At 68.7% G+C, this 16,307-nt stretch carries 18 protein-coding genes; 7 read left to right on the forward strand and 11 right to left on the reverse strand.

From position 1 onward, the window contains the following. Nucleotides 1–35 precede the first annotated feature (35 nt). From AC07NG_RS07250 to AC07NG_RS07260, 3 genes are read right to left on the reverse strand one after another with little or no spacing between them, the layout of a single operon-like run. Nucleotides 36–737, reverse strand: a complete 702-nt coding sequence (locus AC07NG_RS07250) for a type 1 glutamine amidotransferase (protein ID WP_494592986.1) — start codon at nt 735–737, stop codon at nt 36–38. 23 nt (nt 738–760) lie between these two features. Next, on the reverse strand, nt 761–1,339 hold the full coding sequence (locus AC07NG_RS07255; RefSeq protein WP_492854426.1) for a cob(I)yrinic acid a,c-diamide adenosyltransferase: 579 nt from the start codon (nt 1,337–1,339) through the stop codon (nt 761–763). A gap of 47 nt (nt 1,340–1,386) precedes the next feature. Beyond that, a complete protein-coding gene (locus AC07NG_RS07260) occupies nt 1,387–1,584 on the reverse strand; it encodes a twin transmembrane helix small protein (protein ID WP_494592988.1) in 198 nt (65 codons plus the stop codon). A 310-nt stretch (nt 1,585–1,894) separates the two neighbouring features. Between AC07NG_RS07260 and AC07NG_RS07265 the strand changes: the two genes are divergently transcribed. The 3 genes from AC07NG_RS07265 to AC07NG_RS07275 all read left to right on the forward strand — a co-directional run bounded on the left by AC07NG_RS07265 (nt 1,895) and on the right by AC07NG_RS07275 (nt 3,497). Further along, a complete protein-coding gene (locus tag AC07NG_RS07265; RefSeq protein WP_110119254.1) occupies nt 1,895–2,113 on the forward strand; it encodes a CC0731 family SpdR-regulated protein in 219 nt (72 codons plus the stop codon). After that, nucleotides 2,110–2,757: a TetR/AcrR family transcriptional regulator gene (locus AC07NG_RS07270; protein WP_110119245.1), complete on the forward strand. Its 648-nt coding sequence runs from the start codon at nt 2,110–2,112 to the stop codon at nt 2,755–2,757. Before AC07NG_RS07265 ends, AC07NG_RS07270 begins: the two co-directional genes overlap by 4 nt. Before the next feature lie 134 nt (nt 2,758–2,891). Then, the gene (locus tag AC07NG_RS07275; RefSeq protein ID WP_494592990.1) at nt 2,892–3,497 is read left to right on the forward strand and encodes a TetR/AcrR family transcriptional regulator; all 606 of its coding nucleotides are present in this window, start codon (nt 2,892–2,894) and stop codon (nt 3,495–3,497) included. A 175-nt stretch (nt 3,498–3,672) separates the two neighbouring features. Here AC07NG_RS07275 and AC07NG_RS07280 read toward each other — a convergent pair whose 3' ends face one another. Further along, nucleotides 3,673–5,364, reverse strand: coding sequence for an acyl-CoA dehydrogenase family protein (locus AC07NG_RS07280; RefSeq protein ID WP_494592992.1), 1,692 nt, complete (start codon nt 5,362–5,364; stop codon nt 3,673–3,675). A gap of 168 nt (nt 5,365–5,532) precedes the next feature. Further along, nucleotides 5,533–7,011, reverse strand: a complete 1,479-nt coding sequence (locus AC07NG_RS07285; RefSeq protein WP_494592993.1) for a hypothetical protein — start codon at nt 7,009–7,011, stop codon at nt 5,533–5,535. Nucleotides 7,012–7,268: 257 nt separating this feature from the next. Here AC07NG_RS07285 and AC07NG_RS07290 point away from each other — a divergent pair, with 257 nt between their 5' ends. Next, a complete protein-coding gene (locus AC07NG_RS07290) occupies nt 7,269–7,844 on the forward strand; it encodes an SH3 domain-containing protein (RefSeq protein ID WP_110119238.1) in 576 nt (191 codons plus the stop codon). Between the two features lie 285 nt (nt 7,845–8,129). Here the strand turns inward: AC07NG_RS07290 and AC07NG_RS07295 are convergent, their stop codons facing one another. The 3 genes from AC07NG_RS07295 to AC07NG_RS07305 form a co-directional block, all read right to left on the reverse strand. Continuing rightward, a complete protein-coding gene (locus AC07NG_RS07295; RefSeq protein ID WP_494592995.1) occupies nt 8,130–8,939 on the reverse strand; it encodes a CPBP family glutamic-type intramembrane protease in 810 nt (269 codons plus the stop codon). Next, nucleotides 8,927–10,045, reverse strand: a complete 1,119-nt coding sequence (locus AC07NG_RS07300; protein ID WP_494592997.1) for a Rieske 2Fe-2S domain-containing protein — start codon at nt 10,043–10,045, stop codon at nt 8,927–8,929. The genes AC07NG_RS07295 and AC07NG_RS07300 overlap by 13 nt, the downstream gene beginning before the upstream one ends. Nucleotides 10,046–10,216: 171 nt before the next feature. Then, complete coding sequence (locus tag AC07NG_RS07305; protein WP_494592999.1) at nt 10,217–11,683, reverse strand: M20 family peptidase; 1,467 nt, start codon at nt 11,681–11,683, stop codon at nt 10,217–10,219. A 206-nt stretch (nt 11,684–11,889) separates the two neighbouring features. Between AC07NG_RS07305 and AC07NG_RS07310 the strand changes: the two genes are divergently transcribed. Further along, nucleotides 11,890–12,375, forward strand: coding sequence for a nuclear transport factor 2 family protein (locus tag AC07NG_RS07310; protein ID WP_494593001.1), 486 nt, complete (start codon nt 11,890–11,892; stop codon nt 12,373–12,375). On the opposite strand, the gene AC07NG_RS07315 is transcribed toward AC07NG_RS07310, so the two are convergent. Together AC07NG_RS07315 and ccrA are read right to left on the reverse strand one after the other, a co-directional pair. Further along, a complete protein-coding gene (locus AC07NG_RS07315; protein WP_110119224.1) occupies nt 12,372–12,611 on the reverse strand; it encodes a DUF2188 domain-containing protein in 240 nt (79 codons plus the stop codon). The genes AC07NG_RS07310 and AC07NG_RS07315 overlap by 4 nt on opposite strands. 80 nt (nt 12,612–12,691) lie before the next feature. Next, the gene (gene ccrA, locus AC07NG_RS07320; RefSeq protein WP_487289887.1) at nt 12,692–13,972 is read right to left on the reverse strand and encodes a crotonyl-CoA carboxylase/reductase; all 1,281 of its coding nucleotides are present in this window, start codon (nt 13,970–13,972) and stop codon (nt 12,692–12,694) included. Between the two features lie 291 nt (nt 13,973–14,263). Here ccrA and AC07NG_RS07325 point away from each other — a divergent pair, with 291 nt between their 5' ends. Both AC07NG_RS07325 and AC07NG_RS07330 read left to right on the forward strand, forming a co-directional pair. After that, the gene (locus AC07NG_RS07325; protein ID WP_494593004.1) at nt 14,264–15,013 is read left to right on the forward strand and encodes an enoyl-CoA hydratase/isomerase family protein; all 750 of its coding nucleotides are present in this window, start codon (nt 14,264–14,266) and stop codon (nt 15,011–15,013) included. 33 nt (nt 15,014–15,046) lie between these two features. After that, nucleotides 15,047–15,490, forward strand: coding sequence for a hypothetical protein (locus AC07NG_RS07330; RefSeq protein ID WP_494593006.1), 444 nt, complete (start codon nt 15,047–15,049; stop codon nt 15,488–15,490). A gap of 3 nt (nt 15,491–15,493) precedes the next feature. Here the strand turns inward: AC07NG_RS07330 and AC07NG_RS07335 are convergent, their stop codons facing one another. Then, entirely contained in the window at nt 15,494–16,306 is an 813-nt protein-coding gene (locus AC07NG_RS07335) for a TauD/TfdA dioxygenase family protein (protein ID WP_492854413.1), read from the reverse strand. Nucleotide 16,307: the final 1 nt, after the last annotated feature.

Genomic DNA, 16,307 nt, shown 5'->3' on the forward strand with positions numbered 1-16,307 from the left:
CATCTCCGTCTCCCCCAACCCTGCAACGGCCAGGATCAGGCGCCGGTTGCCTCGTTCAGGAAGCGCTCGATCCAGACGGCGATGCGGCGGCTGTCGTTGGGGGCGGCCAGCGAGGCCACCGCCGCGTCGGCCTCGACCTCCGAGAACCGCGTGCCGCGCCGGCTCTCGATCAGCGCCCTGGCGTAGGCGACGTCGAACTCCGGGTGGAACTGCATCGACATGGCCTTGTCGCCATAGGCCAGCACGCCGAACGGGGTGAAGGCGCTGCCGGCCAGCACCCGCCCGCCGGGGGCCAGGGCCACGACCTGGTCCTGGTGCGAGCCCGGCGCGCTGACGCTGGAGCCGTCATCCATCCAGCCGGCCGCGTGCGACACCGCATAGCTCTGCAGGCCGATGCCCCAGCCGCGCTCGGACTTCACGGCGCTGCCGCCGAAGGCCTCGGCCATCACCTGGTGGCCGAAACAGACCCCGACGATCGGCGCCTTGTCGCGGGCGTTGGCCAGGAAACCCTTCAGCGGCGTGATCCATGGCAGGTCGTCATAGACGCCCGCCGAACTGCCGGTGACCAGCCAGGCGTCGCAAACGTCCACCGCCTTGGGCAGCTCGCCGGCCTGGACGTCGAAGGTCGTGTAGTCGTGGACCGGCCCCAGCAGGCGCTGGAACATGCCGCCGTAGCGGCCGTGGTCGGGGATCAGGCTTTCGGGCGGCTCGCCCGTCTCCAGGATACCAATACGCATCGTCTTCCCGTCGGGTCTTCCCGTTATCGCGTCGCGCCGGGCTTCCACAGCACGTCCCGCGCGCCGTCGGAATTGGCGCGTCGGGCGGCGACGAACAAGAGGTCCGACAGGCGATTGAGATATTTCAGCGCCGGCTGGCCGACGATCTCGCCCTCGGTGGCGGCCAGGGCCACGCAGGTGCGCTCGGCCCGGCGGCAGACGGTGCGGGCCACGTGCAGGGCGGCCGACAGCGCCGACCCCGCCGGCAGCACGAACGAGGTCAGCGGCGAGAGGCGTTCGTTGATCAGGTCGATCTCGGCCTCCAGACGCTCGACCTGGGCCTCGACCACCCGCAGCGGCTCCCATTCGGGCTTTTCGTTCTGCTCGGGGGTGGCGAGATCCGCGCCGAGGTCGAAGAGGTCGTTCTGGATGCGCTCCAGCATGGCGTCGAGCTCGGGATCCTCGCTCGCGTGCTGGCGGGCGACGCCGATGAAGGCGTTGGTCTCGTCGACCCCGCCATAGGCCTCGACCCGCAGGGAAGCCTTGCTGACCGGCTCGCCCGTCGACAGCCGCGTCGAGCCCTTGTCGCCCGTGCGGGTATAGATGCGGTTCAGGACGACCATCCCGTTACCCTCTGAAACAAAGCTGCAAAATCAGCAGACTAGTGAAGCTAGCGGTGGCTCCACCAGAAGGCGGCCACCAGCACCAGCACGGCGATGAACTGCAGCACCACGCGCAGCCGCATCAGCCGGTTGGAATAGGACCGGCCAAAGTCGCCGCCGCGGAACAGGGCGTAGATCCCGACGCACAACGTCGCCAGCACGGCGAACAGGGCGACGGGGATCAGGATCTGAAACAGGTTGGCCATGGCGCCAACCTAGGCCGGAGCCCAAGGGAACGCCAGCGCAGCCCAACTCACCCCAAAGTTCACAGAACACGTTCGGCGAGTGTGTTCGTTGAGTGCATTTGTCGCATCGACGGATGATGAGCGCTACCATAGAACGAAAATCAGCCAAGGTTCATCGATTTTGGCTATATTTGTGGGTTGAAATCCCTTGCGCACAAGGGTAGACGGCCCCACCTGAATTCACAGTGCGCGTTCGTTGAACATGATCGACACCCAGCCGCGGATCGTTCAGCGCAGTTTGTTTCCGCGGTCGGTCTGGAGAGAAGACGACATGTCGCAGAGCGCCCGGCTCACCGCGGCTCCCTCCGAACGGGAAGAAGCCCTGGCGGAAGTCCGCCAACTGATCATCGACCTTCGAGACGCCGCCCAGGATGGGCGCGACCTCGCCCGCCGCTACGCCGACGTCCTTCAAAACGTCGTCGACGAGTACTGCATCGAATTTGAAAAGCGCGCTGAAGCCGCGCTCGCCCGCCTGGAGGCCGCCGCATGAGCTTTGTATCCGTCAACATCGAGTCCGGTTCCGAAACCCCGGTGAAGCTGACCCGCCGGGCGCTCGCCAAGCAGCGCACCCGCGAACGCGTGCTGTCGGCCGCCCGCCAGCTGTTCAGCGAGCGCGGCTACGAAGGCGCCACGATCCGTGACATCGCCCAGGCCGCCGGCATGTCGACCGGCGCGGTGTTCGCCAGCTTCTCGGACAAGAGCGAGCTGTTCGACGAGATCCTGACCGCCGACTACGAAGTCATCTACGCCCAGATGAAGCAGGCGGCTCGCGACGGCGAGAACGTCGCCGACGCCCTGATCGGCCTGTTCGGCGTGGCCTACAGCTTCCACCTGGAGCAACTGCCGCTGCTGCAAGCCAGCATCGCCGTTTCCTGGACCCGTTCGGACGCCGCCGAGAAGCGCGCCCGCGGCGACATCAAGCACCTGTTCGCCCTGATCAACGACGCCCTGGAGCGCGGTGTGAAGGCCGGCGAACTGAAGGCCGACGTCAACACGAAACTCGTGGCCGAGATCGCCTGGGACGTGTATGTCGCCAACTATCGCCGCGCCGTCTTCGACGGTTGGACGGTCGAGAACCTGGTGGCTCACCTGCGCGAACAGCTCACGCTGATCCTCGCCGGCGCGCGCGCCTGAGGACGGTCCCGCCGGGGGGCGGATCGTCCCCCGGTCGGCCAGGCCAACGAAAAGAATGACGATGCGGACGTCCGTTGGGGTCGGGCGTTCGGGTCGATGTGCAATCAGCGCTGCGTGTCCGGAGGGGGAACTGCGTGGGCGTACGTGACGAACAGAAACAGGCGACGCGCGAGCGCGTGCTCGAGGCCGCGCGCGACCTGTTCAACGAGACCGGCTACGAAGAGACGACCATCCGCGCCATCGCCGAACGGGCGGGCGTGTCGGTGGGCAGCGTCTTCACGACCTTCGCCTCCAAGGCCGAGGTGCTCAGCCATGTGATGCAGCGCCGGCTCGGCGATCTCTATGCCGAGTTCGACCGGGTGCTGCCGTTCCTGCGCGGAACCACGGCGGATCGGCTGTGCTCGATCTTCGCCATCCACTACGAGTTCGAGACGCGGCGGGTGCGGCTGTTCCTGGCCCACATCGCGGCTTCCTACAGCCCGACCAACGACCCGGGGGTCACCCCCTACGGCCGCAACGAACACCTGGCCGACATGCTGGAGATGGTGCTGCGCGACGGCGTCGGCCGCGGCGACGTGCGCCCCGATCTCGACTTCGCCCTGACGGTGGAAGTGCTGAAGGCCTGCTACGCCTCCAACTACCGCCTGGCGGCCGCCCAGGGCGCCGACGCCACGACGATGTCGGCGGCCATGGACCGCCAGATCGGCCTGATCGCCAGCGGCTGGCGGCCAAGGGGCTGACCCCTCTCCCCTTGCGGGAGAGGGTGGCCCGCGGAGCGGGGTCGGGTGAGGGGTCTCTCAGAAATCGAAGCTGCGTGCGGTGTCCAGGCTGGGTGAGGCGTCTCAAGTCTGAGAGACCCCTCATCCGTCGGTCTTCGACCGCCACCTTCTCCCGCAAGGGGAGAAGGGCCTCTCGCTAGTTCCCGTCTTCCAGCAGGCGCCGGGCGATGACCTGGGCCTGGATCTCGCCGGCGCCCTCGAAGATGTTGAGGATGCGGGCGTCGGCCAGCAGGCGGCTGGCGGCGTATTCCATGGCGAAGCCGTTGCCGCCGTGGATCTGCAGGGCGTTGTCGGCGGCGGCCCAGGCGACGCGGGCGGCGATCAGCTTGGCCATGCCGGCCTCGAGGTCGCAGCGCTTGCCCTCGTCCTTCTGGCGGGCGGCGAAATAGGTCAGCTGTCGCACGCCCATGATCTCGGCCGCCATCATGGCCAGCTTGTTGTGCACCCGGGGGAAGGCGAAGATCGCGTCGCCGAACTGCTTGCGGTCCAGCGCGTAGGACAGCCCGACCTCCAGCGCCGCCTGGGCCACGCCCACCGCGCGGGCGGCCGTCTGGATGCGGGCGCTCTCGAAGGTGGCCATCAGCTGCTTGAAGCCCTGGCCCGGCACGCCGCCGAGCAGGTTTTCGGCCGGTACGGCGAAACCGTCGAAGCCCAGCTCGTATTCCTTCATGCCGCGATAGCCGATGACGCCGATCTCGCCGCCGCTCATGCCCTGGGCCGGGAAGTCGTCGCCTTCGACGCCGCGCGGCTTGGGGGCCAGCAGCATCGAGAGGCCGCGATAGTCGGTGGTGGCCGGGTCGGTGCGCACCAGCAGGGTCATGACGTCGGCGCGGGCGGCGTGGGTGATCCAGGTCTTGTTCCCGGTCACCACATAGTGCTCGCCCTCCAGCACGGCGCGGGTGCGCAAGGACCCGAGGTCGGAACCGGTGTTGGGCTCGGTGAAGACGGCCGTCGGCAGGATCTCGGCGCTGGCGATCTTGGGCAGCCAGTACTGCTTCTGCGCTTCGGTGCCGCCGGTCAGGATCAGCTCGCCGGCGATCTCCGAGCGGGTGGCCAGCGAGCCGACGCCGATCCAGGCCCGCGACAGCTCTTCGGAGACCACGCACATGGCCGTCTTGCCCATGCCGCTGCCCCCGTATTCCTCGGGAATGGTCAGGCCGAACACGCCCAGCGCGCCCAGTTCCTCGACCAGCTCGATCGGGATCAGCTGGTCTTTCAGGTGCCAGTCGTGGGCGAAGGGCGTGACCTTTTCCTCGGCGAAGGCGTGGAACTGGTCGCGGATCATCTCGAAGGTCTCGTCGAGACCGGTGTGCTCGAGCGTAGGACGTCCTCGGGCCTCGGCCAGGCGCTGGGCGACGCGGGTCTTAACGGCCTGGGTCCCGCCCTCGACCATCAGCTTCATGATGCCGTTGGAGAACAGGCGGTTCATCACCGAGCGGTCGGTGACGAGATGGGCGGGACGCACGATCTCGCCCTGGTTCATCGGCACGCCGCCGATCAACTGGGCGGCGTATTCACTGAAGAGAAGCTGGGCCAGCAGGGCCTCGATCTCGCCGAACCGCCCCTCGCCTTCCAGCCGCTCGGCCCAGCCGGCGACCTGGTTCATCAGCTCGGCATAGGCGGCGTACCAGCCAAAACCGTGCACGGCGTGCTGCTGGGCGTCGGCCAGCTTGCGGTCGATCCTGCCGTCCTCGCCGCTGACAGCCGCCTTCACCGCCGGCTTGGCCTCGGCCACGAACAGCTGGGCCGAGGTCGCCGCTTCGCGCAGCAGACCGGTCAGGCCGGGAAGGATCAGGGACTTGGACTCCTGGGCGACCGCGTCGGTCATGGCTCTCGAACTCCCCTGCGCCGTACTTCTATTTTTCCGGCACTCTGATCTCTTTCGCACCTGCGAGCAATGCCGCGACGCAGCATGCGGTTGCGCGCGGCATGGCCCTTAGATCAGGATCGGATCAGGAGAGCGCGCGCCCGCCCCGAAGGACGGGCGCGCGTCAGGCTACTTGGGCTTGGCGGCCGCGGGAGCCTTGGCGGTCGTCGTCGGCGGCACCACCGCCGCACCAGCCACCGCCCACGAGAAGTCGGCCTGGGTGTTGCTGGTGGTGAAGTAGGTCGTGTCGGTGAAGAACGAGATCGGCGCGGTGTAGTTCGCCGGATACGGCGCGTTCGCCGCGATCACCGCCACGCCGTGGCAGCTCATGCAGTTGGAGGTGATGCCCGACGGGATCTGGGTGCTGGTCTCCAGATAGGGGTTGAAGCACACCGTCATGGTCGAGCCGCCCGGCGTGGTCGTCTGGTCGTAGGCCGTGCAGCTGGCGTAGTTGTTCCACGGCGTCTTCAGCGACGAGGGCTGGCCCTGCTTGCTGCCGGGGAAGCCGTTGGGCGTGTCGCCGCCCGGCTGCCACCAGAAGGTCTGCCAGGTCCAGAACGGGATTTCCTTGGTGTTGACGTGCATGGCCTGCAGCACCGCGTAGTCGCCCTTGGCGGCCAGGGGCGGCGCGGGCGTGGGCGGCGGGGCGTTGGCGGCGTTGAAGGCGGCGGCTTCGGCGGCGCTGAGCTTGACCGCGTAGAAGCTGCTGAGCGGCCCCCACAGGAAGGTCTTGCAGGCGCTGAAATAGGCCGCGCCGGCGGCGTTGGGGGCCTGGGCGATCTCTTCCTTGGTGGCCGGACGCACCGCGCCCTTGCCGTTCGGATCGATCAGCACGCAGGTGGTCCAGGTCGGCGGCATCGGGTTGGTGGCGTTGGTCGAGGCCGACGGCCCCTGCCACAGCGGCTGGATCGTCAGGCCCGTGGCCTTGACCAGGCCGAACACCGGCTTGAGCTCGATGCCGCGCTGGGGGAAGGCGTTGATCGTGCGGTTCTGGGCCGGCGTCGTGGCCGGCCAGGCCGCGTTCAGCAGGCCCAGGTCGTTGCCGTTGGAATAGGTGTAGGTCCCGCCCGGTCCCTGTTGGGTCGAGTCGATGAAGGCGGCCGCCTCGGGGCTGAACTTGTTGAACGCGGTGATGGCGCCGTCGAACTGCGGGCTGGGGATCCCGCCCCGGCCGTGGTGGAACTGGTTGGGCGAGATGAACTGGTGCGGCGAGCGCGGCGCCTTGACCCGGTCGGCCACGGTCGTCTTGGGCGTATTGGCCGTCGCCTGCAGGCCGGTCGGAGCCGGCGGGAACACTTCGTTGCTGCCGGCCCAGGTGTCCCAGATGGGCAGGTCCTGGCCGTTGAACACCTGGCCCGATGGCTGCGACATGGCCTGCCAAAGCTGCCAGGCGTGGTTGCGGATGGCCGCGGTGTTGCTGGTGTTGATCCAGCCCTGGATCGTGGCCTGGGCGACCGGATAGTCGGCGGTGGTCGGCAGCGGCACGGGCGTGATCACCGCCGCATCCAGCAGGACCTCGGGCTTGGACGCTTCCGGAGCCTTGCCGCAGCCCCACAGTCCCGCGCCCAGCACGACGGCCGCGGCCGCCGCGAAAGCGATCTTCCTCATGACATCCCTCCCCGACGCGGTGTTGCGGGCCGCGTGGCGGCCGCATCATGACGGATGATGATCCTTCTGGTTGTGTATTTCGACACCACGACCCCAGAGGCGCGAAAAGCGACGCCTGACCGGTCTCCGCGAAAAATTTCAACATGAACGAATTCTGTCGAACGACCTGACGGCGCGGTTCAGCTTCGCCCTGCCATGTTGCGTCTCACGGGGCCGACGCGCCCCGGCAAAATCATAAGGGACGAAGGACACTCGCCATGCAAAAGACCACCACTCTGAAGACCATCGGTCTGACCATCGCCGCCGCCGCCACCGCCTTCACCATGGCCGCGGCCCCGGCCGCCAACGCCGTCGAACAGCGCCTGGGCGGCGTCGTCGGCTGCCAGGCCTCAGGCAAGAAGCAGGAAACCGGCGCCGTGATCGGCGGCCTGCTGGGCGCTGTCGCCGGCTCGAACCTGGCCAAGAACGACCGTGGCACGGGCACCGCCATCGGCGCCGTGGTCGGCGCGGGCGCCGGCTCCTACGTCGGCTGCAACATGCAGAAGAAGGACGCCGCCCGTGACGTCGGCGGGGCCTACAAGACCAGCAACGGCATCCGCATCTCGCACAACATCGACGCCGCGCCGATGACCAAGATCAGCGGCAAGTACGTCGCCCGCTCGAACCTGAACCTGCGCGCCTCGGCCTCGACCCGCGGCCAGCGCGTCGGCTCGGTCGTCACCGGCGAGACCTTCCAGGCCCTGGGTCGCACCGGCGACGGCAAGTGGATCCTGGTCGGCCAGAACGGCGTCGGCGTCGGCTACGTCTCCAGCGCCTACGTCTACCGCGCCTAACGGACGCTAGGGGCGCGCCCCCAACCCCGTCCCCCGCGCGCTCCGTGCGAGCCCGCCTGGCCCTTCCCCCCCTGGCCAGGCGGGCTTTTCGCGTTTGGCGGAAGTGCTTCGCCACTACCCTAAAACACCCGTCATTCCCGCCCTTGTGGCGGGAACCCCTCTGTCCGCCGCAAGGGTGGATGGGGGCGGACCGCTTGAGCTTCACTTGCGAATGGAACCAGGGTTTCCCGCCACAAGGGCGGGAATGACGGGAGGAAGGGAGGTTGGATTAGAGCACCCGCCCCCTCACCCCAGCGCGCTGACGCCGCCCAGCCAGGTCTGCCAGACCACCACGAAGCCGCCGTGCAGCAGCACCGCCGGCCACAGCGATCCCGTCCGCAGCCGCATGGCGGCGCAGGCGAGGCCCAGGATCGCCGTGCACAGCAGGAAGTCCCCGCGCAGGAACGTCGTCGCGTGCGGCAGGAAGGTCAGGGTCTCCAGCGGATGCCAGGCGACGTAGAGCGCGGTCGAGACGACGACCCACAGCCAGGGCCGCCGGGTCTCGTCGCGGCCGGGCAGCAGCAGGCCGCGGAACGGCAGCTCCTCGCCCAGGGCCGGGATGATCCAGACCGCCAGCAGCCGCAACGGCAGGCCCGGTGCCGTCTCGGTCAGGCGATAGAGGCCGGTCGAGAAGCCGATCGTCGCCATCAGCGCGCCGCAGATCACGGCCGCCAGCGCGCACCACCGCCAGCCGGCCGCGTCGGGCAGGGTCCGCAGCAGCAAGACCAGCCGGCGAGCGACCAGGCGAAGCGGCGTCGAAGGCGGTTGGGGCGCCGGGGGTCGCGCGCGCACCTCGGCGAGCCGCGCGATCACGGCCTCGACGACCTCTTTCGGCCCCTCGATCGACAGGCCGACATAGGTCTCGGCTTCGACCACCACGACGCCGTGGGCGGTCTCCCACGCCTCGTGCGAGACATCCTGCGAGCCGCCGACGCCGGACCAACGGTTCTTCAGCGTCGCGCCGCTTTCCAGCAACGCCGTCAGCAGCGCCGCGCGCAGATCGCGGTCGTATTCGTCGCCCAGATGGACGCCAAGCCGGTCGCTCAGCTGCGCCACTTCAGCGTGGTTTCCTTGACCGGATTGACGAAGGGCCGGCCCTCGGTCCGGCTGGCGACCCATTCGCGCTTCAGCTGCTGGTACCACTTGGCCTGGGTGTCGGCGTCGTCGATCCAGATCAGGGCCGGGTCGTACTTCAGCCCCTCGTTCTGCAGGTTCACCATGCGGCCGTCCTGGCGCAGGAACTCGCGGGCGAAGGGGGCGATCAGGGCGCGGAAGGCCATCACCGGATGGTCCGACCAGATCAGCTGGCTGATCCGGGTGCTGGTCTCGGTCAGCGGCGTCAGGCAGGTCAGGGCCAGCACCTGATGCTTGCCGACCACGATGTGCTCCCAGCGATAGCCGGGCAGGCGGAAGGTGATCTCGATCTCAGGCGCGCCGCCGAGGATGTCGTAGAGGCGGTTGGCCTTGCTGCGCCCGTGGCGGCGCATGACGAAGCCCTCAGGCGAGGGCGCGAAGACCTTGGTCTTCTCCGACTGGCGCTTGGACGAGCGGGCCCACCAGGCCTCGTGCACATAGGGGGCGTGGGTGGGGTCCATCAACCCGACCACCGCGTGGTCCATGTGGGTCTCGAAGATCATCGAGTCGACGATCTTGGCCTGGCCGCCCACCACGCCGGGAAACTCGGGCGGGGCTTCCGGCGGCTCGCCATCGAAGCGCGGATCGCTGCTGATCCAGACGAACACCATCCCCTGGCTCTCGGCCGCGGGGTAGCGCCGCACGCGGATGCGCGAGACTTCCAGGCTCTGGTCGCTGGTCAGCGAGGGGATGGAGGCGCAGACGCCGTCCGAACCGAACCGCCAGCCATGATAGGGACACTCGACGCTGGAGCGGCCGTCGGCCTCCTGCGTCAGCTTGCCGCCCGACAGCGGCGCGGCGCGGTGCGGGCAGACGTCGCGGATGGCGAACACCTTGCCGTCCTTGCCCCGGCTGACCAGCACCGGCTCGCCGAGGATCTCGTAGCGGGCAAGCTTGCCGGTCTTCACCTCGCGCGACAGGGCCGCATAGTACCAGGCGTCGAACAGGAAGCCCTTGCCGAACTTGGCGGGCGGGGCCTTGGCGGCGCCGGCGGCAGGGGAAGCGATACGAGCGTCGTCGGCGGGCATGATCGGGGTTCTAACGTCAGTAGCCCGGCATTTTAAGGGCGTGAACGTCCTCTCCCGCAAAATCCCCGCGAAAGCGGGGACCCAGGCTTTTTCTGCAACCCATGGCGCTCAACGATAAAACACCTGGGTCCCCGCTTTCGCGGGGATTTTACGGGAGAGGTATGGACGCGATCAGCGCCCCGCCGTCTCCACCAGCCGCTGGTAGAAGCGCACCATCTCCTCGAGGTTGGCCACGGTCATGTGCTCATTGGTGCCGTGGATCATCTTGGTGCCGTCCATCGACAGGGTGATCGGCTGGAAGCGGTAGATGTCGTCGGCGATCGGCGACATGAAGCGGCTGTCGGTGGCGGCGATGACCAGGCCCGGCGCCACCGGCGCGCCACTCTCGTTACCGGCCAGCGAGGCCAGGGTCTTCCAGCCGCCGGAAGAGGTCGACGACACCGGCGAGGGATCGTTGGGCTGGCGCTCCCAGGCGAAGGTCACCGGCAGGTCGCCGACGGCCTTCCTGGCGCGGGCCATGACGGCGGCCGCGGTGTCGCCGGGCGCGATGCGGTAGTTGATCCATGCCGTGGCGTCCTGCGGCAGGACGTTGTCCTTGGGCGAGCCCTTCAGCATGGTCGGGGCCGTGGTGGTGTGCAGCATGGCCGCCCCGGCCGGCGAGCGGGCGGTCTGCTTGATCAGCAGCGGCGAGAACAGCCAGGTGTTGGCCGCCGCCATCTTCACCACCGGCGAGGCGCTGGGGGCCAGGGCCTTCAGCATGTCGGCGCCGGGGCCCGAGAACGTCATCGGATGCGGGTGATCGGCGATGGCCAGCACGGCGCGGGCCAGGGTGGTCACCCCGGTCTGGGCCGGCGGGGTCGAGGAGTGGCCGCCCGGCGCCGGGGCGGTGATCCGCATGGTGCCGTAGCCCTTCTCGGCCACGCCGATGATCGCCGCCGGACCCTGGGTGACCGGATTGTCGGCCACCACCACCATGCCTTCGTCGAGCACGAACCAGGCCTTGACGCCCCGCGCCTTCAGCGTGGCCGCCACGGCCCGGGCGCCGGCGCCGCCGACCTCCTCGTCATGACCGCTGGCGATGATCACGGTGCGCTTGGGCGTGAAACCGCCGGCCGCCAGGCCGTCGACCGCCTCGAACAGGCCGATCAGCGAGCCCTTGTCGTCGACCGAGCCGCGGCCCCAGACCGCGCCGTCGGCCACCACGCCGGCGAACGGCGGATGCTTCCAGTCCTTCTCGGTGCCAGGCGTCACCGGCACCACGTCCTGGTGGGCCATCAGCACCAGCGGCGGCAGGGACGGGTCCGAGCCCTTCCAAGTGTAGATCAGGGCGTGGCCGCCGACGACCTCGCGGGTCATGGCCTTGTGGGCGGCCGGATAGGTGGCCTGCAGCCAGGCGTGCAGGGCGTCCCATTGCGCCAGATCGTTCTGCGCGGCGTCCTGGTGGCTGACGGTCTGGAAGCGGACGGCCTCGCCCAGGTGGGCGGCGGCCCTGGCGGCGTCGAACGGACGGGCGGCGGCCAGGGGAACGTCGCCGGCAGGGGCCGGCGGCTTGAAGGTCGCCGTGCGCACCACGACCACACCGGCCAGCACCGCGACGACGCCGACCGTGCCCAGCGCGACCTTGCTCTTCCACCCCATGACGCCCCTCCGCGAATGTCAGGGCGCGACTGTGCGACGGGGCGGCGGGGTTGCCAATCCCTATTTCGATACGTGATGGATCGAAATAGTCTCTTGATCCTTCTCCGCCATTTCCGCTCGGCTCGCGGAAAACGGGCGCGCCCCTTCCGCGAAACCGTGGTTTGTTGCCCCGCTCCCTTTCGCGAGCGGCCCTACTGGAGACTTCCATGATCGCAGCCATGCTCGCCGCCATCGCGCTCGGCGGTGCGGTCCCGCCGACGCCCTCGACAGGCGCCCCCGTGGCTGACAGCCCCGCGCAAGCGCTCGATCCGGCGACCGTGAAGGCGGTCGAGGCCGCGGTCTATGACTATGTAGACGGCCAGCTGGAGGGCGATCCGGCCCGCGTCGCCCGCGTCCTGCACCCTGACCTGGCCAAGCGCGCCGTACGCTCGCGGCCGGATCCGGACGAAACCCTGGGCCTGCGGCGCATGAGCCGCGACGAGCTCGTGGACCTGACGCGGCAGGGCGCCCTGCGCACGCCCCGCGAAAAGTGGGACCGCAGCGTGAGGGTCCTGGACGTCGCCGGCAACGCCGCGGTGGCGCGCGTGGAGACGCCCTGGTTCGTCGATCACCTCAATCTGGGTCGGTTCGGGGACCGCTGGGTGATCGTCAACGCCCTGTGGTTCCCCAAGCCGCAGCCGGCGAAGTCCTAGTCCTTCACGTGCGTCGTCGGACGGTCGTGGCCGTCCGACAGCTCCTCGCGCCACTGGCCGCGCTCGTCCTCATAGGTGATGCCGACCGTGTCGCCCGCCACCTTCTGCTCGCCAGCCGCGCGTTTAGCGGCGGCCAAGGCCGCGTCGTGCGTCCGGAAGGTCTCGGAGAACACCGCGCCCAGCTTGTAGGCCCAGCCGCCGTCGTGCTCGACGATGGTGTAGGTGATGTCGGTCATGGGCGATGCTCCTTCAGAGGCGAAACTGGAGGGAGAGGGACGCGGTTCCGACGGCGCTGTCTTGGACGCAGGCGCCGCAATCACCCCTCCCCGGCCAGTTCCTGCACTTCTTCGAAGGTCCGCAGGCCCGGGCGCTGGGCGCAGACCAGCACGCCCATGTTGCCGGGCAGGTGCTGGTTGGCCAGCATCTTCTCGTGGGCGGCGGGGATCTGGTCCCAGGGGAACACCTCCGACAGGCAGGGATCGACGCGGCGGTCGATGACCAACTGGTTGGCGGCGCTGGCCTGCATCAGGTTGGCGAAGTGCGAGCCCTGCACGCGCTTCTGCCGCATCCACAGGAAGCGGGCGTCCATGGTCAGGTTGAAGCCGCTGGTGCCGGCGCAGATGGCGACCATGCCGCCGCGCTTCACCACGAACACCGAGACCGGGAAGGTCGACTCCCCCGGGTGCTCGAAAACGAGGTCGACGTCCTTGTTTCCGGTGATCTGCCAGATGGCTTTGCCGAACTTGCGGCTCTCCTTCATGTAGTCGGAGAACTCCGGGCCGTTGACCTTGGGCAACTGGCCCCAGCAGTTGAACTCCTTGCGGTTCAGCACCGCCTTGGCGCCCATCGACAGCACGAACTCGCGCTTGTCGTCGTCGCTGACCACGCCGATCGCGTTGGCGCCGGCCACCGCCGCCAGCTGCACGGCGAAGACGCCGAGACCGCCGGATGCGCCCCAGACCAGCACGTTCTGGCCGGGCTTCAGCTCGTGCGGCTTGTGGCCGAACAGCATGCGGTAGGCGGTGGCGAGGGTGAGGGTGTAGCAGGCCGCCTCTTCCCAGGTGAGGTGGCGGGGCCTGGGCATCAGCTGGCGTGACTGCACGCGGCAGAACTGGGCGAAGCTGCCGTCCGGCGTCTCGTAGCCCCAGATCCGCTGGCTCGACGAGTACATCGGGTCGCCGCCATTGCACTCCTCGTCGTCGCCGTCGTCCTGATTGCAGTGGATGACGACCTCGTCGCCCAGCTTCCAGCGCTTCACCTTGGCGCCCACCGCCCAGACGATCCCGGAGGCGTCGGAACCGGCGACGTGGAAGGGATGCTTGTGGCCGTCGAGCGGGCTGATCGGCTCGCCCAGGGCGGCCCAGATGCCGTTGTAGTTGACGCCGGCGGCCATCACGAGGACCAGCACCTCGTCCTCGCCGATCTCCCAGGTCGGAACCACCTCGACCTGCATGGCCGAGCCCGGCGGGCCGTGGCGCTCCTTGCGGATCGTCCAGGCGTACATCGACTTGGGCACGTGGAAGGGCGGCGGGATCTCGCCGATCTCGTAGAGGTCTTTGACAGCAGACGTGGCGGTCTCAAGGGTCGCGGCGGTCATATCACTCCCCGGCTTTTGGCCCCGGCTCTTCGGCGCTGCAACATGAACGCCAAAAGGACTGTTTGCGCTCCGCGGTACGGTTCGGCGCGAACGAAAAACGCGCCGCCGGGCCGTCGTTCTTATCGTGTTCTCCGGCCACGCTCAGCCTGCCGGTATGGCGAAGGCTGTGACAAGCATCCGGATCTGGCAAGCAGAATCCTTGTGCGTCGCAGCATGGTTGCACATGAAACCACATGTCGAGCCGGAGGTTGCGCGCTTCCCATTCGGCCCGCGTCGGGCGAGGTTGGCGACATGACGCCGACGATCCCGCCGCTGCTTCACGTCTCGCGCCCCACGGGCTCCATCATTCTGCTGGAGCTGGACGCCCCGCCAGCCAACGCGCTGAGCCTGCCGCTGCGGGCCCAGCTGGTCCGGGCCCTGGACGAGATCGCCACCGACGACGACGTCCGCGCCGTGGTGCTGACCGGCCGGGGCGCGGTGTTCTGCGCCGGCGACGACTTGCGCGAGGCGGCCGTGCGCGGCGACGGGGCCCTGGCGGCGGTCGAGGACTTCAACCGGCTGATGGACTGGGTCGAGGCCCTGCGCGTGCCGACCATCGCCGCCATCGACGGCTGGTGCTTCGGCGGCGGGCTGGAACTGGCCCTGGCCTGCGACATCCGCCTGGCCAGCGACCGGGCGGTGTTCGCGGCTTCGGGGGTGAACATCGGCCTCGTGGCCTCGGCGACACGCCTGCCCAAGTTGATCGGCGCGGCGAGGGCCAAGGCCCACCTGCTGACGGGCGCGAAGTTCGATCCGGCCCGCGCCCTGTTCGACGGCGTCGTCACCGCCGTCCACACGCCCGCCACCCTGCTGCGCGAGGCCATGAAGCGGGCCGAAGCCATCTCCTCCCGCGCGCCCCTGGCGGTGGAGGCGACCAAGCGCATCGTAGACGGGCGGTCTTACGTGGAAGAAGAGCTGCCGGCCCTGATCGCCAGCGCCGACCACAAGGAGGCCATCGCGGCGTTCATGGCGAAGAGGACGGCGGATTTCCGGCGGCGGTAGCCTCGCCGGCGACGATCACATGAGGGGGAGACCATGACGCACTTTTTGCGACGCTCGCTGGCCGCCTGCGCCCTGCCTCTCCTGGCCGCGGCCTGCGCGACGGCGCCTCCCGCCGGCCCGACCCGTTTCTACGCAAGCTACAGCGGCGATCATCCACCCACGAAGCCGCTGTTCGAGGCGGTCGACACGCGCATGCGACTGGAACCCGACTTCGTGCGGGACTTTCGCGAACCGATGAGCATCCATATCGCCGATGGCGCGCCGACGTCCGACGGAAGGCTGCGCTATGCGGTGCGTATCAAGATCCCTGCGCGTCTCGCCGACCGGCGCGTCAGCGAGCGCAACAGAACCCTGGCGACCTTCGACGTCACCTGCGCACCGGATCGTCCGGAGCCTTGCGTGGAAGAAATCGTCGCGCGCGCGAAGCTGCAGCCCGCGAGAATTCGCCGGATCCTGTCCCGCTCTCCGAAGGCGTGAAGATCACACCGGTCGATCGCCCGCGATCGTGACGCGGAAGCCCGAGCGCACGTCCGGGAAATAGTCCCAGATCGCCTGGTGCCAGGTGCAGCGGTTGTCCCAGAAGGCCACCGAGTTGGGCCGCCAGCGGAAGCGCACCTGGAAGTCCGGGTTGCCGGCGTGGTGGTAGAGGTAGCCGAGGATCGCCGCGCTTTCGGCCTTGGGCAGGCCGGCAATGTGGGTGGTGTAGGACGGGTTGACGAACAGGCTCTTGCGGCCGCTGACCGGGTGGGTGCGCACCACCGGGTGGGCGGTGCAGTTGTAGGTGCGGTCGATGTCCGGAAAGATCGCCTTGTAGATCGGGTTGGCGTCGTGGACCGCGGTCAGGCCCTCCAGATAGGTCTTCATCCGCTCCGACAGGGTGTCATAGGCCGCGTACATGCTGGCGAAGACGGTGTCGCCGCCGTCGTCGGGCACGACCGGCATGTGCAGGATGCTGCCCAGGGGCGGCTCGGGATCGCAGGTCAGGTCCGAATGCCAGCTCTCGCCGGCCACGAACTTGGAATTTTCGTCGGCGTGGATGGCCACCACCTCGGGATGGTCGGCCAGGCCCGGCACGCCCGAATGGATGGCCAGCGGCCCGAACTTGCGGCCCAGGGCCTTGTGGGCGTCGTGGGTCATCTGCTGGTCGCGAAAGAACAGCACCTGGTACTGGGTCAGGGCCTGGTGCAGCTCCTCGAACTGCCGGTTCGACAGCGGCTGGCCCAGGTCGACGCCGAACACCTCGGCGCCGATCCGGCGGGTCATCGGCTTCACTTCCAGCACGTCGTAGGCCATC

Source organism: Caulobacter sp. GW821-FHT10C03 (assembly GCF_059415485.1).